Origin of the sequence: Bacillus sp. B19-2, from assembly GCF_022832475.1 — a bacterium.
GTDB lineage: Bacteria > Bacillota > Bacilli > Bacillales > Bacillaceae > Bacillus > Bacillus paralicheniformis.
The window spans coordinates 314,525-336,719 of record NZ_JALHKQ010000002.1 but is presented as its reverse complement, the minus strand read 5'-3'; the positions used below and the strand labels follow the sequence as shown (position 1 = coordinate 336,719).

The window sequence follows — 22,195 nt, the reverse complement described above, 5'->3', positions numbered from 1 at the left end:
CTTTACTTGGCATTCTTTCGTTCAGTCTCTTTTATTTCCTCAACACTTACATAGTAGCCGTCGTCATATTCAAATGAACGAAGAATCATACAGAGGAATACACCGATCAGACCGACGATTCCCATCCAGAACCATTCAAAGACAAGCCCGAATCCAGCAAATCCGAAGCATAATGACATGAGAAACGGACGGCCTGAATTGCTCGGCATATGAATCTTTTTAAACTTGCTTTCAGGATGAATCTCGACATTGTCTTCCTTCATTTGCGCAAATGCGTCAGGTGATGTGACCTCAGGCAGAACCGCAAAGTTATAGTGCGGCGGGATCGCAGAAGATGTAGCCCATTCAAGCGTACGACCCATTCCCCAAGCATCTCCTGATTCCTCGCGTTTTGAATGACGGAAGCTGTAGAAAATGTTGTAGCAGAGAACGATGAATCCTGCGGCCATCAGCAATGCGCCGAATGTCGCAACCATGTTCAATGCAGTCCATCCGTCTTCTGCTCCGTATGTGTAAATTCGGCGAGGCATTCCTTGCAATCCAAGGAAATACATCGGGAAGAAACAGATGTTAAAGCCCGTCATGAACAGCCAGAAGAACCATTTTCCGATGCGTTCGTTCAGTTTGTGACCGAACATTTTCGGATACCAGAAGATCAATCCGGCGAAACATGCAAACACAGTACCCGCGATCAGCACATAGTGAAAGTGCGATACGAGGAAGTATGTGTTGTGATATTGATAATCCGCAGCTGCCATCGCAAGCATAACGCCCGTAACACCGCCGATGACGAAGTTCGGAATAAATGCAAGCGACCACAGCATCGGCGTTGTGATTTTGATTCTGCCTCGATGCAGCGTCAACAGCCAGTTAAAGATTTTAACTCCGGTCGGCACCGATATCGCCATCGTCGTAATTGAGAAGAACGAGTTGACCGCCGCGCTGTTGCCCATTGTGAAAAAGTGGTGCAGCCAAACGACGAAGCTGAGAACCGAAATGGCAACAATTGAATAAACCATTGCTTTGTAGCCGAACAGCTGCTTTCTTGCGAATGTCGCAATGATTTCTGAAAAAATACCGAAAGCAGGCAAAATCACGATGTAAACCTCAGGATGTCCCCAAATCCAGAACAAGTTCGCCCACAGCATCGGCATACCGCCGTTCGCCAAGGTGAAAAAGGCTGTTCCGAACAAGCGGTCAAATGTCATCAGCGCCAAAGCCACTGTCAAGACAGGGAAGGCAAAAATGATAATCACACAAGTGATCAGCGTTGTCCAAGTGAACATCGGCATCCGCCATAGGGTCATGCCTTTTGTACGCATTTTCAGGATGGTAACCATAAAGTTAATCCCGGTGAGAAGCGTACCGATACCCGCGATCTGAAGTCCGAGCAAGTAATAGTTCTGCCCAGGCCCAGGACTCAGCTCATTGCCTGCAAGCGGCATGTAAGCCGTCCATCCTGCACTCGGCGATCCGCCGATGACGAATGAAATATTAAACAGCATCGCTCCGACCATGAAGGTCCAGAAGCTCAAGTTGTTCAAATACGGGAATGCAACATCGCGCGCACCGATTTGGAGCGGTACGACGACGTTCATTAATCCAATAAGAAACGGCATCGCCATGAAAATGATCATGATCGTACCGTGTGTCGTAAACACTTCATTATAGTGGTTGGAATCTAAAAAGCCGTTATTAGGAAGCGTGAGCTGGGCACGCATCATTAACCCGTCGACACCGCCGCGGAAAAACATAATGACTGCGGCAATGAGGTACATGATTCCTAAACGTTTATGATCGACGGTGGTAATCCATTCTCTCCAAAGCCATTTCCATTTTTTGAAGTATGTCAGCACAAATACGATTGCAATGGATGTAAGCAAAATGGAAATCTGTGCTCCAAGAATTAATGGGTCACCTGTAATTATGAATTCGTCCCATTTCAAATTCATGCAAGCTTCCTCCTTTCCTAGTGAGAATCTTGGTCTTCAGATTGTTTTTGATCTTTGTTTGTCTTCACGTTTTCAAACGGATCTGATTTTGAATGCGGAGACAATGGTTTATAGCCCAATCTTTCGCGCGCTTTAATGGCGTATTCCGCATCATTTCCGTGGTTAACGTACTTCAGGTGTGTCGATGAGAACGTCATTTCGTCCGCATGCTGAGGAAGCATCAGTTCATCGTACTGGCTTTTCGTCAGCTTAGGAGCTTCTTTCTGCGTTTTCTTCACCCAGTCGTTAAACTTGCTTTCAGATACCGCTTTGACATCAAACTGTTGTTCTGCAAAACCTTCACCTGTGAAGTTTGCATTTCGGCCTTTATAAGTACCCTCATGGTCTGCCTGCAAATATTGCTCCATTTCCATTCCGGACATGGCATATTTTTGCCCGCCAAGCTGCGGAATCCACAGTGATGCCATAGAGTCGGCAGATGAGATTTTAAACAAGATCGGTCTGTCTGTCGGGATATTCAAATAGTTGACCGTTTCGATATCCTGTTCCGGGTAGCTGAATACCCATTTCCAATCGACAGATGTTGCATATACGACCAAAGGTTCCTTGTCCTTTGATGCTTTTGGAGCCTCTTCTAGAGAATAAATTGTTTGAACTGTCGGCACTGACAGCGCAATAACAATTAAAATCGGAACCACTGTCCAGACGATTTCTAAAAATGTATTGCCTTCTACTTCCGGGCTGTAAGGAGACTTTCTGTCTTTACGCTCACGGTATTTCACAATCATCACAGTGAAAAGGACAAATACGACCGCTACGATAAACAGCATAAATCCAATCGATAATAGAATAAGATCTCTTTGCTGCGAAGCAACTGGTCCTTTAGGATCCAATACCGCGATTTGACTGCAGCCGCCCAATAAAAAAACGGAGGAAAGCAGAGTCAGCATAATCAGTGGTTTAAATGCTCTGAACAAGAGGATCACCATCCTTCCTTAAATGATGTCTAAAATTTGGTCAGAATATCTAAGATAAAAGGATTCTGAAAAACTTTTTTCTTCTACCTTGCTATGCTATCAAAATCTTCACCAATTAGCCTTATTTTTTTCGATTGTTCACCTTTTTTTCACCCGAATGTCACAAAATCGTCAAAATTTGTTCATGATATTATGAATAACGAAGGAAATAGACTGGTAATTTTTTAGTTCTTTTTACACACATAGCAAGAGCTGACAAATCCCTCCGGAACAAAAAATCTGTCAAATTTAGGTTTACCACAATAAAAAACTTTGGTCAATGATTAATTTAACATTGTTAAATTTTTTCATAGTGAATCATTATCTTCCCCCATTCCTTTTCCCTGTTGACAACACGCTTTAAACTTCAAAACATCAAAAAAAGAGCTTCCTTCTGTAACTGAAAGCTCTTTTTCATCCTATTTAATAAGCGTCATCGCATTCTAGCTTTGATAGCCGTTCGGATGTGCTTTAAACCACTTCCACGCGCTGTCAATGATCGTTTCCAGCTCGGCGTATTTCGGCTGCCATCCCAGTTCTTTCACTGCTTTTTCCGAAGAGGCGATCAGCTGTGCCGGGTCTCCTGCACGCCGCTCTGCAACCTCTGCCGGTATCGTGCAGCCTGTCACTTTCCGGGCTGTTTCAACGACTTCTTTGACCGAGAAGCCCGTGCCGTTTCCGAGATTGTATACGGTGCTTTCTCCGCCCTTTCGAAGCCTTTCGACAGCGAGGATATGCGCGTCGACCAGGTCCATCACATGGATGTAGTCTCTGATGCACGTGCCATCCGGAGTCGGATAGTCGTCGCCGAAAATCATAATCTTGTCCCGTTTGCCAAGCGCGACTTGAAGGATGATCGGGATCAGGTGCGTTTCAGGCTGGTGATCCTCGCCGACCAATCCGTCTACATGCGCCCCGGCAACATTAAAGTAGCGAAGGACGACATGACGGATTCCGTATGCTTTTTCAGACCACTTCAGCATTTTTTCAATGGCAAGCTTCGTTTCCCCGTACGGGTTTGTCGGATCCGTCGGATCTGTTTCCATAATCGGCACACGATCCGGTTCTCCGTATGTTGCAGCCGTTGATGAGAAGACAATTTGCTTCACATCGAACTCTTTCATGACCTTTAACAGGCAAACGGCTCCGTAAACATTGTTGTCATAATATTTGAGAGGATCTGTTACGCTTTCTCCAACCAATGAATCGGCCGCGAAATGCATGACAGCCTCAATCTCGTTTTCCTGAAACACTTTTCTCAGGAATGCTTCATCACGCAGATCTCCATTATAGAAAGAAGCTCCCTTTAAAGCCGCCTCTTCATGTCCAGTTTGCAGGTTATCAATAATCACGACTTCTTCATTGCGGCTTAACAGTTCCGCTACAGCATGGCTTCCAATATAGCCCGCCCCTCCGCATACTAATATTGCCAATTGATTTCTCTCCTTTCAGCGGCGTTACTCTTCTATTTAAATCTATAAAACGCCTGTGAATTTCTTTTTCAATCCTAAGATGATATATTTGCTTTTTCATTTTACCACCTTCATCATTTTCCAGCTTGTATTTTCATCATTTCTTCAAATAAAAACTTGGGGTAAAACAAAATGAGAGAACCCCGTTCCATTAAATACCTTACAAGGAATAGTTCGGGTTTTTATCCATTACAATGGTTTTCTCTTGGTGAACTAACGCGATTTTGAGGCAAAAGCTATACTTTTTTCACTGCATTTGAAACCAATGTTCTTTTTTTCCACTTAATGCTGGTCGAAAATAGTATTTTCGTATTACCCTTCTTTAACCCATACAGCAACTAAGCCGAAAGGACCCTCCCTATCCATCATGTCTTTATTCTAAATCATTCCTTGAAACCATTGATTTTCTAATATTTCTACACAATAATCTCTCAAAAATCCCTTTCTTATTTTTAGAATATTCAAAGGATATTCGGCTGCAATTGAGAAATTCTTAATAGGGAAAAATGATCATTTTTATTTGAATACTATCCAGTCAGTAATTGATTGTTTATTATTATAAGTAAGAATCTAAGATTTTTTGGTTTTTTTAGTCAGTTATTTAGGGAATAGGTAGGTTCATCAATGATGACTTTGTGAATTTTTTATGAAATTTGTCATTGTTTTCACATGGCTGTTGTTTTATAACTTTTATTGCATCTCAAGGAAAAACCGTTTTTTCTTTGAGGTGAACAACGTCTTATCATATTGGAGGAAGCTATGAATACTCAAACGAAACACAAGTTGGACAAAGATTGGGTGATTTTGATGAAGGAGGCGAAAAAACTTGGGCTGCAAATTGAAGATGTGAAAGAATTTCTTCACAGTCAGCCCATCCAAAGCGATGCTGAAAAACCGATAAAGCAATAAGCGTTTAGAAGCATCAGTTATCCAAAAAAAACAGGCGGTTCTGTTGAATCTTGATCTATCAAGATGATCCAACCGGCTGTTTTAACGAGTGTTTTAATTGATAATGACGTATTTGAGCAGCAGGCCTGCTGCCTGTGTATAGATTCTGTCTGCTCCATAGAAACGCGCGTTTTAAGGAGCAGCCTGACCTTTGCCCTGTACATAGGTCGTTTCATTTTTCCAGCTTCACTCTCTTAAGGGGTACCAGAACGAATTGATTAAGGCGTTTTAGAGGCATTGCTGACCAACGCTGACGCCATCAGTACCATACACATTCTTCTGCATCGGTTTCGATTGCCTTTCTCCCGAAGGAGGGCGGAGCTTTTCGTCTTGATCCTTCTGATAACATTCTCAGGCTTCCTTTCCATCCTCTCTTTTCTGTTAAGTTCGCCTCTATAATCGATTTTCCCGATGGTAAATATCTAAAATATCAATTTTACTGATAATTGTTGTTATCTTAAACTGAATTCATAACCGATTCCAAAGGAGGATGAAGAATATGGGGATAGCAGCAATCTGCGGAAGCTCCCGCGAAAACGGAAATACGGAAGAACTGATGAATCGATTAGTGGATGGACTTGATGCCGATAAGATATTTCTGCGAAACTATCACATTCAGCCGGTATCGGACTACAGGCACAGCAATACAGCCCCTTTTTACCCTGATGATGACTACAGAGACCTGATCAGCCGGGTGCTTGAGAAGGATATCCTGGTTTTTGCCACTCCGATCTATTGGTACGGCATGTCAGGTCTGATGAAAAATTTTATTGACCGCTGGTCACAGACATTGGTAGAGCACGGAAGATCTGCATTTAAACAGCAAATGGCGAAAAAAACGGTCTACGTCGCAGCTGTCGGAGACGATGATCCCCGCTTGAAAGGGCTGCCGCTTATCCAACAGTTTCACTACATATTTGATTTTATGAACATGACATTCGACGGCTATTTGCTCGGCAAAGGGAACAAGCCCGGCGGCGTGATGACAGACCGGGAAGCGATTGCGTCTGCAAATGAACTGAGAAGGAAGCTGACAGAGGCGGAAACGGGGCGGAAGGCATGACAAATGAGAAGGTGAACAAACGGTTTCTTTTATGGAAAAAACATTTATTCGAGATGATCAGGTCTTTCATCTTATATAAATAAACGCTGTGTGAAAATTGAAGAATAAATCCGGAGCTTGTTACATACCTTTGTTGTATCTTTTCAGACAAACACAAGGAGGGGCAAAGAACAAATGAGAGAAGGCAAAATAGATTACAGCAAAGCTGCGGCATCTCCGGAGTTCCAGCGGTTGTTATCACGGAAACGGGCTTTTATTGTACCGATGACGATTTTCTTTCTGCTCTTTTATTTCCTGCTGCCGGTTATGACATCATACTTCACATTTTTGAATCAGCCGGCAGTCGGAGCCATCACATGGGCATGGGTTTTCGCGATCGCTCAGTTTGTTATGACATGGACGCTGTGCATTGTGTATACAAAAAAAGCCGGTCAATTCGATCAAATTGCAAACGATTTCAAAAAGAAGATTGGAGGCGTTGATTCATGAGTGCCACAGCCTTTATTCTGTTTCTTGCCATTGTTGCTCTCACGCTTGTCATTACGTATTTCGCGGCCAAACAGACAAAGACGGCCAATGAGTTTTACACGGCGGGAGGAGGGCTTACCGGCATTCAAAACGGACTGGCTATCGCGGGAGATTACATGTCAGCGGCTTCTTTCCTCGGCATTGCCGGGATGATTGCTTTGAACGGGTTTGACGGCTTTTTCTACAGCATCGGCTTCCTCGTCGCTTATTTAGTCGTGCTTTACATTGTGGCAGAGCCGCTCCGAAACCTCGGCAAATTTACAATGGCGGACATGATTGCCTCCCGTTTTAAACAAAAGAAAATTCGCGGTGTCGCCGCATTAAACACGATCACGATCTCCACCTTTTATATGATTGCACAGTTAGTCGGCGCCGGCGCGCTGATCAAGCTTCTGCTCGGCATCGATTATACGCTGGCCGTGTGCATTGTCGGGGTTTTGATGACCATCTATGTCGTATTCGGTGGAATGATCGCAACCAGCTGGGTCCAGATCATCAAGGCCGTTCTCTTGATGGCGGGGACGCTCATTATTTCAATCATCGTTTTTTCAAAATTCGGCTTCAGTCTGACGAACATGTTTGAACAAATGAAAACAGCTACTCCGCTTGGGGCGGATTTTTTGAACCCCGGCAATAAGTATAAAGTTCCTCTTGAAACACTTTCACTCAATTTGGCACTCGTCCTCGGAACAGCCGGCCTGCCTCACATTCTCATCCGGTTTTATACAGTAAAAGATGCCAAAACGGCAAGGAAGTCGGTAATCTCGGCTACATGGATTATCGGTATATTTTATATTATGACGGTCTTTCTCGGTTTTGGTGCTGCCGCGTTTGTCGGTTTTGAAAACATTTTAGCTGCCGATAAAGCGGGGAACATGGCTGCACCGCTGCTTGCTCAGGCGCTCGGCGGAGATTTTCTGTTCGCCTTCGTCTCAGCCATCGCATTCGCAACGATTTTGGCGGTGGTCACAGGACTTGTTCTGTCGGCGGCATCCGCCTTTGCGCATGATATATACAGCCAGATTATCAGAAAAGGCACGGCTACGGAAAAAGAGCAAATGATCGCTGCAAGGTGGGCTTCCATCGGCGTATCCATCCTTTCGATTCTGCTTGCTGTCTTCGCCCAATCGCTGAATGTCGCGTTTCTTGTCTCGCTTGCATTTGCCGTGGCGGCAAGCGCCAATCTGCCGCTCATTATCTTCACCGTCTTCTGGAAAAGATTCAATGCGGCCGGCGCTTTGGCCGGCAGTCTGACCGGTCTTTTAAGCGCGCTGATTCTCGTCTCCATCAGCCCGAGCGTCTGGGACCCGGCCGGAAACGCCATTTTTGTCGGAGAACCGCTGATCCCGCTTTCCAACCCGGGCATCATCTCCATTCCGCTCGGCTTTTTAGGCGCTTATCTCGGGACGATTCTGTCTTCAAAAACCCCTGATCAAGAAGCATTTGCAGAAATTCAGGTCAAAGCGCATACTGGCATTCACATGGATCAATCTTAAACTGGATGCACACCCGAAAAAAACTTATGAGCCGGCCGGCCCATAAGTTTTTTTTATTCCCGAAAGTTCGCCAGCCGCTCGTTCAGCGTTTTCGTATGCCGGTAGACATCCCTGTAAATTTGAAACAGAGCTTTGTATTGTCTGCTGTATTCACGGCGGGGCGAAAAGGTTTCTTTGATGAGAACGAATCGGTCTGCACAAGCTTCAAGCGATGGAAACCAGCCGCACCCGACGGCCGCGATCATGGCTGCTCCGTATGCCGGCCCCTGTTCGCTTGTCAGTCTGATGATGTCGGCGTTGAAGATATCCGCCTGGATTTGCAGCCATTGATCGCTTTTGGCGCCTCCGCCGATTGAAATCACGCGGCTGATGTCCTTTCCCGCGGCACGGAATTGTTCAATGCTCTCGTGAAGGGAGAATGTGATGCCTTCAATGACTGCTCTGACGAAGGCCGCCCGTGTATGTGCGCTGTCCATCCCGATGAAGCTGGCGCGAATATTTGCGTCGGCATGAGGGGTTCTCTCCCCTGACAAGTAAGGGGTAAACAGCAGCCCCCGGGCACCAGGACGGGAATGGTCAATATCACTGATTAATTCGTCAAATGACGTTTGCCCGGCAAATACATCTTTAAACCAGCTGAAGCTCCGTCCTGCAGAAAGCGTCACTCCCATTGAATAAAACGCATTGGGGGCGGCGTGGTTCAGAAAATGAATATTGCCGGCAAACTCTTGATCTCGGTTTGATTCATATGTGAGAACAACCCCTGAGGTGCCTATGCTGCAAAGGGCGGTTCCTTCTCTTAAAATACCGGCGCCGACCGCGCCGCATGCATTATCAGCGCCGCCGGCAAACACCTTGACTTCAGGAGCCAGACCGGTTTCGGCCGCGAATTCCGGACTGACGCCGCCGACACAGGCGCCCGGCTCAATCAGATCCGGACATAAGGACTCCGGGATACCGAGCTTGCTGCAGAATTCTCCGCTCCATGTCTGATGTTTCACATCGAGCAGGAGTGTTCCGGCCGCATCTGAATATTCGCTGTGCAGACGCCCTGTCATCGTGTACCTGACGTAGTCTTTCGGCAGCAAAAAAACGGCCGCCTTTTCAAACAGCTTTTTTTCATGTTCTTTCACCCATAAAAGCTTCGGAAGGGTAAAGCCTTCGAGCGCCGGGTTTTTCGCGATCTCGAGCAGGCGTTCCTTTCCGATTTTGTCGTTAATCAGCCGGCATTGTTCGGTTGTCCGTGTATCGTTCCACAGGATCGCGTTTCGCAAAACCTCTCCTTTGCCGTTTAAAAGTACCAATCCATGCATCTGTCCGGAGAAGCTGATCCCTTTAATCTGAGATGCTTTTCCCGGGAAATGCATAACTAATTCCTTAATCGCTTCCTTCGTTTTGTCCGCCCATTCTGCGGGATCCTGTTCAGAATAACCGGAATGGGGCTGAATGATCGAAAATGGTTTGGAGACCTCGCCGCACAGCTCTCCCCGCTGATTGACAAGGATGATTTTAACCGCGCTGGTGCCGAGGTCGATCCCAATCACGTATTCCTCCACTAGCGTGTCTCCTTTTCTGCCGGCGCTTCGCGCAAAGCGTTCAATAAGTAACGGTTAACGGTCGCTTTCAGTCGTTCCTGGCGGCCTGACTGATTTTCAATTTGGTCGTGTTCAAGAGCGTATGCGGCGAGCTTTTTCAGATCGGTGCGGCCTTCTTTGATCTCAAGCCCGATGCCTTTCGTATAGCTTTCATAACGTTCTTCAATGACCTGGTCGAGCGCTTTGTCTTCAAGCAGACGGGAGGCGACTTTCAAGCCGACTGCATACGTATCCATTCCTGCGATATGAGCGTGAAATAAGTCTTCATCCGCAAAAGACGGGCGCCTTACTTTAGCATCGAAGTTGATGCCGCCGGTTTTAAACCCGCCTGCTTTTAAAATTTCATACATCGCCAGAACCGCAGAATACAAATCGGTCGGGAACTCATCGGTATCCCAGCCCAGGAGCAAATCGCCCTGATTGGCGTCGATTGAACCCAGCACATCGTGCAAGGCAGCCACCCTTAGTTCATGCTCAAATGTATGCCCGGCCAAGGTCGCATGGTTCGCCTCAAGATTGAGTTTAAAATGGTCTTTTAAACCGTAAGTTTCTAAAAAAGCGATCGTTGTGGCCGCATCAAAATCGTATTGGTGCTTCGTCGGCTCCTTCGGCTTCGGCTCGATCAAAAATTGGCCGTCAAAACCGATTTCGCGCGCATACTCAACCGCCATTCTGTAAAATGAAGCCAAGTTTTCGAGTTCAAGCTTCATATCTGTATTCAGCAATGTTTCATAACCTTCTCTTCCGCCCCAGAACACATAGTTTTCCGCTCCAAGCTCCTTGGCGATGTCCAGCCCTTTTTTCACTTTTGCGGCTGCATAGGCATAGACGTCTGCATTGCAAGAAGTTGCGGCTCCGTGGACATACCTCGGATGCGTAAACATATTGGCTGTATTCCAAAGCAGCTGAACACGGCTAGTCTCCATCATTTCTTTAAGAAAAGACGACATTTGATCCAAATACGCAAAGGTCTCACGCAACGTTGCTCCTTCATCAACGATATCAACGTCATGAAAGCAGAAATAGGGCACGCCGAGCTTTTCAAAAAATTCAAAAGCCGCTTCCGCCCGGGCTTTTGCTTTATCCAAAGGATGTGTCATCCGGTTCCAGGCCCGGAACATCGTCCCGTCGCCGAAAGGGTCTTTCCCGTCCGCATCAAAGGTATGCCAATACGCAACAGCGAAGCGAAGATGTTCCTTCATCGTTTTGCCGCCGACGTATTCATCAGGGTTGTAATATTTAAATGCGTAAGGATTTTCCGAATCGGCTCCTTCATACTCAATCATTCCGACATTTTTAAAAAACATTCCGATCTCCCCCTTCACTTTTCCTTGCAAAGCAAACGTTGAAAAACAAGTTTGTTTAACCATTAAACTAACTTCCTTGTATTTATTTTACAAGATGAATCAACCACTTTCAATGGAAATGAAGGAAAAAATTGAGTTTTCTAAATTTGTTATACTATAATAAATTCACAGCTTCAAAACAATGGAGTGATTGACATTGAATACAGCGGATCAAGCCCTAGTAAAAAAAATGAACAAAGCTCTGATTCTTGAGCAGATTATTGAGAACGCACCCATTTCAAGAGCAAAACTTTCGGAAATAACGGGGTTAAATAAAGCGACTGTTTCCTCCCAGGTATCTTCCCTGCTTCAAAAGGACATCATTTATGAAACCGGCCCCGGCGAGTCAAGCGGCGGCAGGAGGCCCGTTATGCTGAAATTCAATCGAAAAGCCGGCTATGCGGTCGGTGTAGATATCGGAACCAATTATCTGATTGTTGTGTTAACCGATCTTGAAGGGCATTTGATTGAACAATTCGAACGGACGCTGGATGAAGAAGACATTCAGGCGACAGAAGAGGCATTAATCGAATTGACAGGGCTAGCCGTTGACAAAATACCGCCTTCCCCATACGGATTGACCGGAATCGGCGTGTGCGTACCCGGCTTGGTGGACAACGAACGGCAGGTGGTGTTTACGCCAAATAAGCCGATCCATTTGATTCCGTTAAAAGAAAAACTGGAAGAAAGGTTCGGCGTTCCCATTTTAATTGAAAACGAAGCAAACGCCGGCGCCGTGGGCGAGAAGAAATACGGAGAAGCCGGACAGCTGGAGCATGCCGTGTTTGTCAGCATTAATACCGGGATTGGTTTAGGGATTTTAATGAATGGAAAACTGTTTAGAGGTGTGCAAGGTTTTTCCGGAGAAGCCGGGCACATGTCCATTCACTTTGACGGCCCATTATGCCGGTGCGGGAATAGAGGCTGCTGGGAGCTTTACGCTTCGGAAAAAGCCGTCTTCTCTCACTATGGAGCGAATTCCGAAGTCCCGCTTTACGAAACCGTTAAAGAACTTGCAGACCGCAGTGATCCGGGTATGATGGAGACGTTTGAAAGATTCGGTTTTCATATCGGCATCGGACTTCTCAACATCTTGAAGACGTTGAATCCCGATACGATTATTTTGCGGAATACCATTGTGGAATCCTATCCGATCATCGTCGATGCGATTAAAAAAACGATTTCCTCAAGAAGTGCAGCAGAAGCCTTGTCTAATTATCATTTGAAAATCTCCTCGCTTGGCCGCACTGCCTCATCGCTTGGCATGTCCTCCCTTGTGATCGGGCATTTTCTGGAACGGTTTATGAACGAGAGATTTTAATTTTTATATCAAAAAAAGCGCATATTCCATTTAGGAATGCGCGCTTTGTTTAGCAGCTTGCACTTTCTTGCCGAACGCCTCGGCGGCCGCCTTTGGATCGGCAGCCTTGCTGATGGCGCTGATGACACTGATGCCGTCGGCGCCGGCCTCGATGACGGGGACGCAGTTTTCGGCCGTGATTCCGCCGATTCCGACCACAGGCATGCCAATCCCCTGCCTGCGGAGCTCTTGAATGAGCGAGACGCCCTGCACAGCTTTTGTATCCTGCTTTGTTTCAGTCGGGTAAACCGGTCCTGCACCGATATAATCCGCCCCATCCTTTTCCGCCTTTACGACTTCTTCAAGTGTATGCGCGGACACGCCGAGGATTTTGTCCCCGATTCTCGCTCTGACGTCGGCGGCCTTATCATCATCCTGTCCGATATGCACACCATCGGCGTCAAGCGCAAGCGCGAGTTCTACATCATCGTTGATGATAAACGGAACATTGAACTGTTTGCAAAGAGCCTGCACCTGTCGAGCAAACGCCTTTTGATCTCCTGCTTTTAACGCGCCCTCGCCTTTTTCGCGGAATTGAAAAAGGGTCGCACCGCCTTTTAAAGCTTGTTCAATGACAGTTAAAGGATCGCCCGCAGTATTGTTTGAACCCATAATAAAATAGACTGACAACAGATCTTTCATCGTTTCTTTTGAGACTCGCGTCATCTTATTCCACCTCTCTGATCCTGCCGCGTTCTTTTATATCCATCGCTTCAACAGCGGCAAGCTGATTCAAAAACTCGATTTGAAAGCTTCCGGGCCCCCGGTTTTCCGTTTTCTCTGCGGCCAACTCGGCCGCCGTTCCATAAAAAGCGGCTGCAGATACAGCGGCATGGCAAACGTCTTTTTCAACTGCGCAAAACGCACCGATGACAGAGGTAAACAGGCAGCCTGTCCCCGTCACTTTCGTTAGCAGTTGATGTCCGTTGCCCACGGTATACGTTTTTGTTCCATCCGTTATGACGTCTTCAGCTCCGGTTATGATAACGGCTGTATCCCATAATTTCGCGGCTTTTTTGGCGAGCTCTGTTCTGTCGCCGCTCCCTTCACCTGCATCCACGCCTTTGATCAGCCAGTCCTCTCCAAGCGTGTTGGCAATTTCCGCGGCATTGCCTCTGACGGCGGAAACCTTCACTTCGCGCATAATCGCCTGAGCCGATTCTGTTCGAAACGGCGTCGCCCCGGCACCGACTGGGTCAAAAATAACCGGCACTCCGTGTTCATTGGCGGACTTTCCTGCAATGATCATCGATTCAACAGATTCACGGCAAAGCGTGCCGATGTTCAATACAAGGGCTCCGGCGATCTTTGCCATGTCGGCGGCCTCTTCCCTCGCATACGCCATCACCGGCGATGCGCCGAGAGCCAGCAAACCGTTTGCCGTAAAGTTGGTGACGACATTGTTTGTCATATTGTGTACGAGCGGTTTTTGCTTTCTGACTTTCTCAATTCCTCTTGCGGCATCTTCCAGATTCATTCGGCTGCATCCCTTTCTGTTTTTGAATTATCGCTCCATATATACGATTTTGTATGATCAATCCATGCCCTCGCCGCAAACGACAGGTAGCGGTCTTTTCTCCATATGACGGCGACATGCCAAGGAATGGCCGGCCTCACCAGCGGAATGATTCTCACTCTTTCCGGGTCAAGATCCCGGCAGATTCTTTCGGGCAAAAGCCCGATTCCAAGGTTAGCGGAAACCATTTCGCTGATGAAATCCCATTGCGAGGTTTCATAAATGACATTCGGCTGAAATCCCGCCTTCAAGCAAGCCGTAATGATCCGTTCGTGAAGAACAAAGTCTTCCCGGAAAAAGATAAACGGTTCTTCGCTTAACTGCCGAAGCTCGATCTCATCCGCATCGGCAAAACGATGAGACGGGTGGACGATCAGCATCAAGTCTTCTTTTACGATTGTAAAGGAGTGAAAAATCTCCTCTTTTGCAGGCAGGACGACAACGCCGATATCAAGCGACCCGTCTTCCACTCCTTCCTGCACTTTCACAGATCCGTGCTCAACAAGCTGAAAGGTGACGTTCGGATATTTGTCTCTGAAATCCCCTATCACTTTCGGAAAAAAACCGGAGCCGATCATCGGCGGCAAACCGATCCGCACGTGCCCTTTTTTAACGTCCATCAAGTCGTTCAGCTCTGAAGTTAAATTTTGAAACGACTTGGTGATTTCCTGGGCCTGCACATACATGCTTTGCCCCGCGTCAGTCAGCTCGATCTGCCGCCCCCGCCGGTAAAACAGCTCGATCCCGAGCTCTTCTTCAAGATTTTTAATCATTTTGGAAATTGTCGGCTGGGATATGTATAATGACTGCGCGGCTTTTGTGAAGCTTTTCAGACGGGCTACCTCCAAGAAATAGGTTAAGTGGCGTATGTCCATTTGTTTGACACCCTTTCAGAGTTCCTGCTTGTATTCATATTCTAAACCAATTTCATTGTTTTCTGCACCCCCGCGGAGCACCCTTCTACATCAACATAAAAAAACGCCGCCGGCATACAGCCGGCAGCGCCTATCTTCGGGCAATCGCCTCATCCTGTTCCTTCAGCGTGTCCACATTCGAGCGGGTGTCCTCAATGTTTTTACGAACAGCCTCTTTATACTGTTTGACCATATTGCAAATTTCGGCTTCCCGTTCAAGCCACTTTTTCGTAAAATCAAGGTTGTTCCGCCCGAGCGCTCCGGCTGACGGGCTTTTTAAAGACACGGCTTGAAGCGTGCTGCTTACTTGTTCCAGCTGCTTCATAACCGCTGCATGGTTAAGTTTAATCGTTTTGCTCATTTCAACCATCCTTTTAAACCGTTGATTGTGCTGTGCAGAGCGTCGACGGCCTCCTCTCCTTTTTCCATCAGAAAGTCCGCCCGGTCGGCTGACCAGCTTGCAGCTTGAACAGCCCCTTTTTCAGAATCTAAAGCAAATATCTTTAAATCAATTTTATGAATATACCGATCATACTCATCGGTGAAAATTCTGTACATTGCCGTGTGCGCTTCATCACGTGCTTCGTCAAAATCGGCTGCCCTGCTTCCGGTCCACGACTCATCAAGGTTCGGCCGCAAAATCTGCCTGATTTCTTCGATTCCGAGGTTTTGTTCCCGCTCTACATCGCGCTTTGCCCGCTCCAGCCTTGCAATTTGTTCTTCCAGTTCTGCCGCCTTATGGGAGAGGACACCGTGTATTTTTTGCAGCGTGTCTGAGTAGTCCATTATTGTCACCTCTGAAATTGCAGTATGATTCGCATTGATTGTGGTTTTTCATAGATTCACATCTTTGACTAGACTTGCTCTCATTTCCAATATTTATAGTTTAAGTCGAAAATCACGGATGTTGAATAGGCTGTAAATACTGTTTTTAGGGATATATACACAGGCCGCCGTCTTCCTCACACCGCATTTCAAGGGACATATAACCCGTCTTTTTGAATCATTTGTACACCGCTTTCATCGCGGACAAGTCTAAAGACACGGGCATACGGCAGTTTAATGGTCATAAAAAATCGCCAAATGATTCCGGACGACAATTTCTAATTTTAGTCAGGAAACTGTTTCTTTTGACCTGATTTGCGTTTTCAACTATAGACAAAATGAATAATATCTATTCTGTATATGTATTTTACCTATACTTAAAACTCATGTACACTCTTGTTTAGAAAGGGGGATAATGACATGAAAACATTCATTAAAGGATTAGGTCAGGTCGCTCTTTTGTTTTTATTCGCGCGTTTCATGAATCTGATTGCCGAGGTTCTTCATATAAACATTCCCGGCAGCATTCTCGGGATTATCGTCATTTTTGCGCTTCTTCATTTCAAAATCATTAAGCTGGAATGGATTGAAATCGGCGCCTTGTGGCTTCTCGCGGAGCTGCTTTTGTTCTTTGTCCCTTCAGCCGTCGGGATTATGAACTACGGAGATATTCTGGCTGAATTCGGCACAAGCATTATACTCGTTGTCCTCATCAGTACATTCGTCGTCATGGTGTCGACCGGAATGCTGACTCAATTGATTGCCAAAAGAAAGGAAAGGAAAAAAACATGCTCATCGGATGCTTAAGCCTGATCGCAACAGTGTTAATTTATCTGGGCGCAAAAGCGGTCTATTCACGCCATCCAAAGGTATATGCGTCACCTTTATTGGTCACGCCGGTGATCCTTGTCGGCCTGCTGCTTTTCATCAACGTGCCCTTTGAAGCATACAATGCGGGCGGACGCTTGTTGACAGACATGCTCCAGCCGGCAACCGTGGCTTTTGCGATTCCGCTGTACAAATACTTTCCAGTCTTGAAAAAATACGCGGTTGAGATCATTATCAACGTGACTGTAGGCTGCTGTATCGCGATCCTGTCAACAGCGTTTATCGCAAAACTTTTCAAGCTGAATGAAGACCTGATTGAGAGCCTCGTTCCCAGATCGGTCACAACGCCAATTGCAATGAGCGTTTCTGAAATGATCGGCGGAATGCCCGCGGTGACCGCTGTTTTTGTTATATTGACCGCCCTGTCCGGATCAGTGATCGGACCGATGGTCATTCGCTACTTCCGGATTGATAATGAAATCGCAAGGGGCGTGCTGCTTGGCACAAGCGCCCACGGCGCAGGTACGTCAAAAGCATTTGAGCTCAGCTCCGTGTCCGGAACGATTTCAAGCGTATCGATGATCCTGGCTGCGATCATCACGCTTTGCGCAGCGCCGTTGCTCATTTCCCTTATTGCAGTATCATAGCCGAAAAATAAAAAAACCAAATTGGGGAAGTTTTTTTCCGCCAATTTGGTTTTTTTCATTTAGACATCAAGCAGCACATCAGCAATAATATAAAAGAAATACACCTGATAGCCTTGTCATGCGGCAGTTTGGGGGAAATTCAAACCGAAAAGTGTGAAATTTCCCCGATCCATCCGCCGTCATTTCCGAGAAAAATTCATCGCCTTTTTCTTTGGAAAATGCCCACAGGAATCCTGCGAAAGCCCCTGTGAGAAAAGCGGCCGTCAACAGTACGTTGACAAAGACCATCACCGTATTTTCACCCTTTCAGCTGTTCAACCGCCGTCTCAAATTCCTTTTCAATCTCTACGGACGGCTTCTTTGTCATCAGGCTGACGGCGATGATCACGACTGTACAAACAATAAATCCGGGAATGATTTCATAAACCGGGTCAAAAGCTTTCACTTGCTCCCACACAATAACGGTCAGCGCCCCGGACAGCATCCCTGAAAGCGCGCCCCACTTCGTCATTCGTTTCCAATACAGGCTCAGCAGAACGACAGGGCCAAATGCCGCCCCGAAGCCTGCCCATGCATAGCCGACAAGATTCAATATCGTTTCATTCGGATGAAGCGCCATCATAAGTGCGATCAGTGAAATCGCGAGGACAGACAGCCTTCCGACAAGAACAAGTTCTTTGTCAGAAGCCCCTTTCCGGACAAACGCTTTATAAAAATCCTCTGTCAGCGCGCTTGAGGTTACAAGAAGCTGTGAAGAAATCGTGCTCATGACAGCTGCTAAAATGGAGGCCAGCAAAAACCCCGTAATCATCGATGGGAACAAAAGGTCGGCCAGCTTAATGAATATCGTCTCGGCATTCTTTAACGAAAGATGATTCGCGCTGAAATAGGCAATGCCGACGAGTCCTGTCAGCATCGCTCCGCAAATCGAAAAGATCATCCAGCCCATGCCGATTCTTCTGGCACTCTTCAACTCTTTCACGCTTGAAATCGCCATAAACCTGACAATAATATGAGGTTGTCCAAAATAGCCGAGCCCCCATGCCAGTAAAGAGATGATACCGATTGCGGTTGTTCCTTGAAACGGGCGGAGGAGGTCCGGGTTGACCGCGCTCACTTCCGAAAACGCCGGCGCAATTCCCCCCAATTGGACAAAAACAACGAGCGGCATTAAGATGAGCGCGATAAACATGATCGTCCCTTGAACAAAATCGGTCCAGCTGACAGCCAGAAATCCCCCGAAAAGCGTATAAAGAATGACAACCCCGGCCGTCAGCCAGATGCCGATCCGATAATCAAGGTGGAATGCGGTTCTGAACAGCTCTCCGCCCGCCACCATTCCGGATGATGTATAAAAAGTGAAAAATACTAAAATAACAAAAGCCGACGTCACCCGTAACAGCCTTGAACCGTCTTTAAAACGGTTTTCGAAATAATCGGGTATGGTAATACTGTTGCCGGCCGTTTCCGTATACGTTCTCAGCCTCGGCGCAACATACACCCAATTCAAATAAGCGCCGATTGTCAGACCGACAACGATCCAGCCGCTGCTCAATCCGTTCAGAAACATCGCACCCGGCAGCCCCATTAATAGCCAGCCGCTCATATCGGAAGCACCTGCGCTTAACGCGGTGACGGCGGGGCCCAGATTTCTTCCGCCAAGCATGTAGTCGGTCAAATTTGAAGTTCTTCGATATGCAAAATATCCGATAAAAAGCATTCCTGCCATATAAATACCTATCGATATTAAAATTCCGTAATCCATAACTTCCCCCTGCCTGAGTGATTTGCGTAATATCAATATACATGAATAATTGATCGACAGGTATTGTTTTTATCGCAAAATTTTTCCCCGTCCTTACATTAACGGCGGCGGATCCGCAAAAAGACAACTTTTAAATAATCGCCTTCAGGATAGCTTTTCACTGTATTAAAATCTTCGGGAAGCGAATGCTCCTCAAGCACTGTAAAGCGCGTCCCCGTTTCTTTGCATGCCGCCTCGATAAAGCCTTTGAATTTTTTCATCCCAAAAGCGCTGCTGTTCGTCGAAGCGACGATCACACCTTGATCTTCAGTGATCCGAATCGCGTCTTTCAACAGATTTTTATAATCCTTTGCTGCGCTGAAAGTATGCTTTTTCGTTCTCGCAAATGAAGGCGGATCAAGGATGACGAGGTCAAAGGCGAGTTCTTTTTTGGCCGCGTATTGAAAATATTTAAAAACGTCCATGACTTTAATATCATGAGCTTCATAATCCAGCCCGTTCACGCTGAATTGTTCGATCGTCCTGCTTAAACTGCGGTTTGCAACATCAACGCTCGTCGTTTTTTCAGCACCGCCAAGTGCCGCCGCCACAGAAAATGCACCTGTATATGAGAAGGTGTTAAGCACGGTTTTTCCTTCCGCATACCGGTCCCTAACCGCCTTGCGGACATGGCGCTGATCGAGAAAAACGCCTGTCATCGCTCCATCATTGAGGTAAACGGCAAAATGAATGCCGTTCTCTTTCACAATGATCGGAAATTCCCCTCTCTCTCCTCTGACAAAATCGTCATCTTCTACATACTGCCCGGCCGTATTAAACCGTTTTTTCTCATATACGGCTTTATAGTCCGTCAATTCATCGAGGGCTTCCATAATCGTTTCCTTAAACGTATAAATCCCTTTGCTGTACCATTGGAATAAATAGTAGCCGTCATAATAATCAATCGTAAAGCCGCCGATTCCGTCGCCTTCCCCGTTAAACAAACGAAAAGCGGTCGTATCCGGGTCTTGAAAAAGCGATTTTCTGGCCTGAAAGGCGTTCGCCAGCCTGCTTAAAAAGAATGTCTGATCAATCGATTCCTCTTCGTTTCGTGTCAGTATCCAGCCGATCCCTTTGTTTTGCTCGCCATAATAGCCCTTTCCCAAAAACCTGCCGTTTTCATCGGCAATCCTGATCAGCGAACCTTCTTTTATGCCGTTTTCTTGTGAAGAAACAGCTTCTTTTTCAATTAAGGGATAGCCCTTTTTCATTTTTGCAGCGAATGGATGTTTTATTTTTAATGTATGCATTTGATTTCAGTCCTTATTTTAAAGTCTTCTCTATCCTACCATAACGCCTGATCAATATTCTTATTCATCATGTAATCGATATAATTGACAGATGATTCCGATCTTTCTAAAATGATGGAGAAACAAAAGGAGGAATGGCGAAATGTCGCGAATCGACCACGTAGGGCTGATGGTGAAAGACATTGATGCTTCGATCGCATTCTACCAGGATGTGATCGGAATGACGCTGAAAGGCAGAATGACCCATACAAACGGCGTCATGAAGCTCGCTTTTTTAGGTTTTGAGAACAGAGACGAGACAGAGCTTGAATTGATCGAGGGATATAACGACAGCCTTCCTCAGGAAGGAAAAGTACATCATTTTGCCGTCTCAACCGATGATATCGAGGCTGAATTCGCCCGCGTAAAAGGCGCCGGCATCAAGTTGATGGAAGACGAGATCACCGTATTGCCGAACGGCTTCCGCTATTTTTTTCTTTTTGGGCCGGAAGGAGAAATGGTCGAGTTTTTTCAAAGAACATAACCGGACACGGCTTATCGCGTTTCCGGTCTTGATGGAACGTGGAAAGCCGGCGGCTGTTTTTCGATAAACCTTTTGATATTTTGATATGTCACTTCTTCGATGCGCCTGATGCTCTCATACGTAGCGCCGCCGATATGCGCCGTGCATATGGCATTGCCGAGGCTGGTGATCCGGGCGGCCGGCGGTTCGGTTTCAAAGACGTCTAATGCTGCGCCTCTGATCTGTTTTTGTTCAAGCGCTTGAATGAGCGCGCTTTCGTCTACTACTTCTCCGCGGGCAATGTTGATCAGGTACGCGGTTTTCTTCATTTTTGCCAGCTTTTCTTGATTGATCAAATGATAGGTGGCAGGTCTTAATGACGTGCTGATGCAGACAAAGTCCGATTTCGCCAGGAGATCGTCAAGCTTTGCGAACCGTACATTCAGCCGTTTGGCTGCATTGTAGTCTTTATATGTGCCGTACGCCAAAACGTTCATATGAAACCCGGAGGCCCGCCTTGCAACCTTTTTGCCGATTTCCCCAAAACCGATAAGCCCCAGCGTTTTTCCATCGAGCTCATAGCCCATCGCTGATTGCCATAAACCGGCTTTGACTGCGGCGTTTGACTGCGGGATCGAACGGGCGCCAGACAGCAGAAGGCCGAATGCCAAGTCGGCGACTGCCGAGGCGTTTTGGCCGGGAGCATTCGTGACAAGGATTCCTTTTTCGTTTGCATATTCTACATCAATATTGTCGATTCCCGCGCCGAATTTCATGATATATCGGAGTTCCGGGGCAGCGTCGATCAGCTCCCGATCCGCTTTTTCAACGCCGGCGATATAAATATGGACATCCTTGATATGAGTCAGTAAATCCTGTCTCGTCAACCGATTTGAATCCAAAAACGCAAATTCGGCACCGAGCCGTTCGACCTTTTCCTTCAACAGCGGCGCTGCGCGGTAAAACAGTCCGTTAAGCGTCAACAGCACTTTAACCAAAAGCACTCCTCCATTCGTCAAAAATGTTTGCACGCCAAGAAAAATGCTTGTTTCCGATGAAAGGAAACAAGCGAATATGGGGATACGTCAGGGTTTGTTGTAAATTATATCGATTCATCCTGCGATTTAAAATGA

Annotated in this window: 21 protein-coding genes; 8 read left to right on the top strand and 13 right to left on the bottom strand. The window is 46.5% G+C overall.

The annotated features are described in order from the left end of the window. Positions 1–2 precede the first annotated feature (2 nt). The 3 genes from qoxB to galE form a co-directional block, all read right to left on the bottom strand. Complete coding sequence (gene qoxB, locus MST20_RS08865; RefSeq protein WP_243941621.1) at positions 3–1,952, bottom strand: cytochrome aa3 quinol oxidase subunit I; 1,950 nt, start codon at positions 1,950–1,952, stop codon at positions 3–5. 17 nt (positions 1,953–1,969) lie between these two features. Then, positions 1,970–2,938 carry a cytochrome aa3 quinol oxidase subunit II gene (gene qoxA, locus MST20_RS08860; RefSeq protein WP_020453363.1) on the bottom strand — a complete coding sequence of 323 codons (969 nt, stop codon included), beginning with the start codon at positions 2,936–2,938 and terminating at the stop codon, positions 1,970–1,972. 473 nt (positions 2,939–3,411) lie between these two features. Continuing rightward, complete coding sequence (gene galE, locus MST20_RS08855; protein ID WP_243941619.1) at positions 3,412–4,401, bottom strand: UDP-glucose 4-epimerase GalE; 990 nt, start codon at positions 4,399–4,401, stop codon at positions 3,412–3,414. Between the two features lie 798 nt (positions 4,402–5,199). Between galE and MST20_RS08850 the strand changes: the two genes are divergently transcribed. The 4 genes from MST20_RS08850 to MST20_RS08835 all read left to right on the top strand — a co-directional run bounded on the left by MST20_RS08850 (position 5,200) and on the right by MST20_RS08835 (position 8,475). Further along, on the top strand, positions 5,200–5,349 hold the full coding sequence (locus MST20_RS08850; RefSeq protein WP_041817368.1) for an anti-repressor SinI family protein: 150 nt from the start codon (positions 5,200–5,202) through the stop codon (positions 5,347–5,349). A gap of 538 nt (positions 5,350–5,887) precedes the next feature. Further along, the gene (locus MST20_RS08845) at positions 5,888–6,451 is read left to right on the top strand and encodes a flavodoxin family protein (RefSeq protein WP_243941617.1); all 564 of its coding nucleotides are present in this window, start codon (positions 5,888–5,890) and stop codon (positions 6,449–6,451) included. A 174-nt stretch (positions 6,452–6,625) separates the two neighbouring features. After that, positions 6,626–6,940: a DUF485 domain-containing protein gene (locus MST20_RS08840; protein WP_020453366.1), complete on the top strand. Its 315-nt coding sequence runs from the start codon at positions 6,626–6,628 to the stop codon at positions 6,938–6,940. Next, the gene (locus MST20_RS08835) at positions 6,937–8,475 is read left to right on the top strand and encodes a solute symporter family protein (protein ID WP_243941615.1); all 1,539 of its coding nucleotides are present in this window, start codon (positions 6,937–6,939) and stop codon (positions 8,473–8,475) included. The genes MST20_RS08840 and MST20_RS08835 overlap by 4 nt, the downstream gene beginning before the upstream one ends. 53 nt (positions 8,476–8,528) lie before the next feature. On the opposite strand, the gene xylB is transcribed toward MST20_RS08835, so the two are convergent. Continuing rightward, a complete protein-coding gene (gene xylB, locus MST20_RS08830) occupies positions 8,529–10,031 on the bottom strand; it encodes a xylulokinase (RefSeq protein WP_243941613.1) in 1,503 nt (500 codons plus the stop codon). Beyond that, positions 10,031–11,377, bottom strand: coding sequence for a xylose isomerase (gene xylA, locus MST20_RS08825; RefSeq protein ID WP_041817477.1), 1,347 nt, complete (start codon positions 11,375–11,377; stop codon positions 10,031–10,033). Before xylA ends, xylB begins: the two co-directional genes overlap by 1 nt. Before the next feature lie 196 nt (positions 11,378–11,573). Here xylA and MST20_RS08820 point away from each other — a divergent pair, with 196 nt between their 5' ends. Then, positions 11,574–12,737: an ROK family transcriptional regulator gene (locus tag MST20_RS08820; RefSeq protein ID WP_243941612.1), complete on the top strand. Its 1,164-nt coding sequence runs from the start codon at positions 11,574–11,576 to the stop codon at positions 12,735–12,737. A 30-nt stretch (positions 12,738–12,767) separates the two neighbouring features. Here MST20_RS08820 and thiE read toward each other — a convergent pair whose 3' ends face one another. The 5 genes from thiE to MST20_RS08795 form a co-directional block, all read right to left on the bottom strand. Next, positions 12,768–13,442 carry a thiamine phosphate synthase gene (gene thiE, locus MST20_RS08815; protein ID WP_243941610.1) on the bottom strand — a complete coding sequence of 225 codons (675 nt, stop codon included), beginning with the start codon at positions 13,440–13,442 and terminating at the stop codon, positions 12,768–12,770. Position 13,443: 1 nt separating this feature from the next. Then, positions 13,444–14,253, bottom strand: coding sequence for a hydroxyethylthiazole kinase (gene thiM / locus MST20_RS08810; protein WP_243941608.1), 810 nt, complete (start codon positions 14,251–14,253; stop codon positions 13,444–13,446). Next, positions 14,250–15,167 (bottom strand): cidABC operon transcriptional activator CidR, encoded by a 918-nt coding sequence (gene cidR / locus MST20_RS08805; RefSeq protein ID WP_243941606.1) that lies wholly within the window; start codon positions 15,165–15,167, stop codon positions 14,250–14,252. Before cidR ends, thiM begins: the two co-directional genes overlap by 4 nt. Positions 15,168–15,297: 130 nt before the next feature. Next, entirely contained in the window at positions 15,298–15,567 is a 270-nt protein-coding gene (locus MST20_RS08800; RefSeq protein ID WP_065644440.1) for a YwqI/YxiC family protein, read from the bottom strand. Continuing rightward, positions 15,564–15,992 carry a YwqH-like family protein gene (locus tag MST20_RS08795; RefSeq protein WP_020453375.1) on the bottom strand — a complete coding sequence of 143 codons (429 nt, stop codon included), beginning with the start codon at positions 15,990–15,992 and terminating at the stop codon, positions 15,564–15,566. Before MST20_RS08795 ends, MST20_RS08800 begins: the two co-directional genes overlap by 4 nt. Positions 15,993–16,451: 459 nt before the next feature. Here MST20_RS08795 and MST20_RS08790 point away from each other — a divergent pair, with 459 nt between their 5' ends. Both MST20_RS08790 and MST20_RS08785 read left to right on the top strand, forming a co-directional pair. Then, complete coding sequence (locus MST20_RS08790) at positions 16,452–16,838, top strand: CidA/LrgA family holin-like protein (RefSeq protein ID WP_020453376.1); 387 nt, start codon at positions 16,452–16,454, stop codon at positions 16,836–16,838. Beyond that, positions 16,820–17,506 (top strand): CidB/LrgB family autolysis modulator, encoded by a 687-nt coding sequence (locus tag MST20_RS08785; RefSeq protein ID WP_243941604.1) that lies wholly within the window; start codon positions 16,820–16,822, stop codon positions 17,504–17,506. Before MST20_RS08790 ends, MST20_RS08785 begins: the two co-directional genes overlap by 19 nt. Positions 17,507–17,804: 298 nt before the next feature. On the opposite strand, the gene putP is transcribed toward MST20_RS08785, so the two are convergent. Continuing rightward, the gene (putP, locus tag MST20_RS08780; RefSeq protein ID WP_243941602.1) at positions 17,805–19,271 is read right to left on the bottom strand and encodes a sodium/proline symporter PutP; all 1,467 of its coding nucleotides are present in this window, start codon (positions 19,269–19,271) and stop codon (positions 17,805–17,807) included. Between the two features lie 98 nt (positions 19,272–19,369). Continuing rightward, positions 19,370–20,560, bottom strand: coding sequence for a class I SAM-dependent rRNA methyltransferase (locus MST20_RS08775; RefSeq protein ID WP_065644437.1), 1,191 nt, complete (start codon positions 20,558–20,560; stop codon positions 19,370–19,372). 142 nt (positions 20,561–20,702) lie between these two features. Here MST20_RS08775 and MST20_RS08770 point away from each other — a divergent pair, with 142 nt between their 5' ends. Then, positions 20,703–21,083, top strand: a complete 381-nt coding sequence (locus MST20_RS08770; protein WP_243941600.1) for a VOC family protein — start codon at positions 20,703–20,705, stop codon at positions 21,081–21,083. Between the two features lie 11 nt (positions 21,084–21,094). On the opposite strand, the gene MST20_RS08765 is transcribed toward MST20_RS08770, so the two are convergent. After that, a complete protein-coding gene (locus tag MST20_RS08765) occupies positions 21,095–22,060 on the bottom strand; it encodes a phosphoglycerate dehydrogenase (protein ID WP_279599976.1) in 966 nt (321 codons plus the stop codon). Positions 22,061–22,195 lie beyond the last annotated feature (135 nt).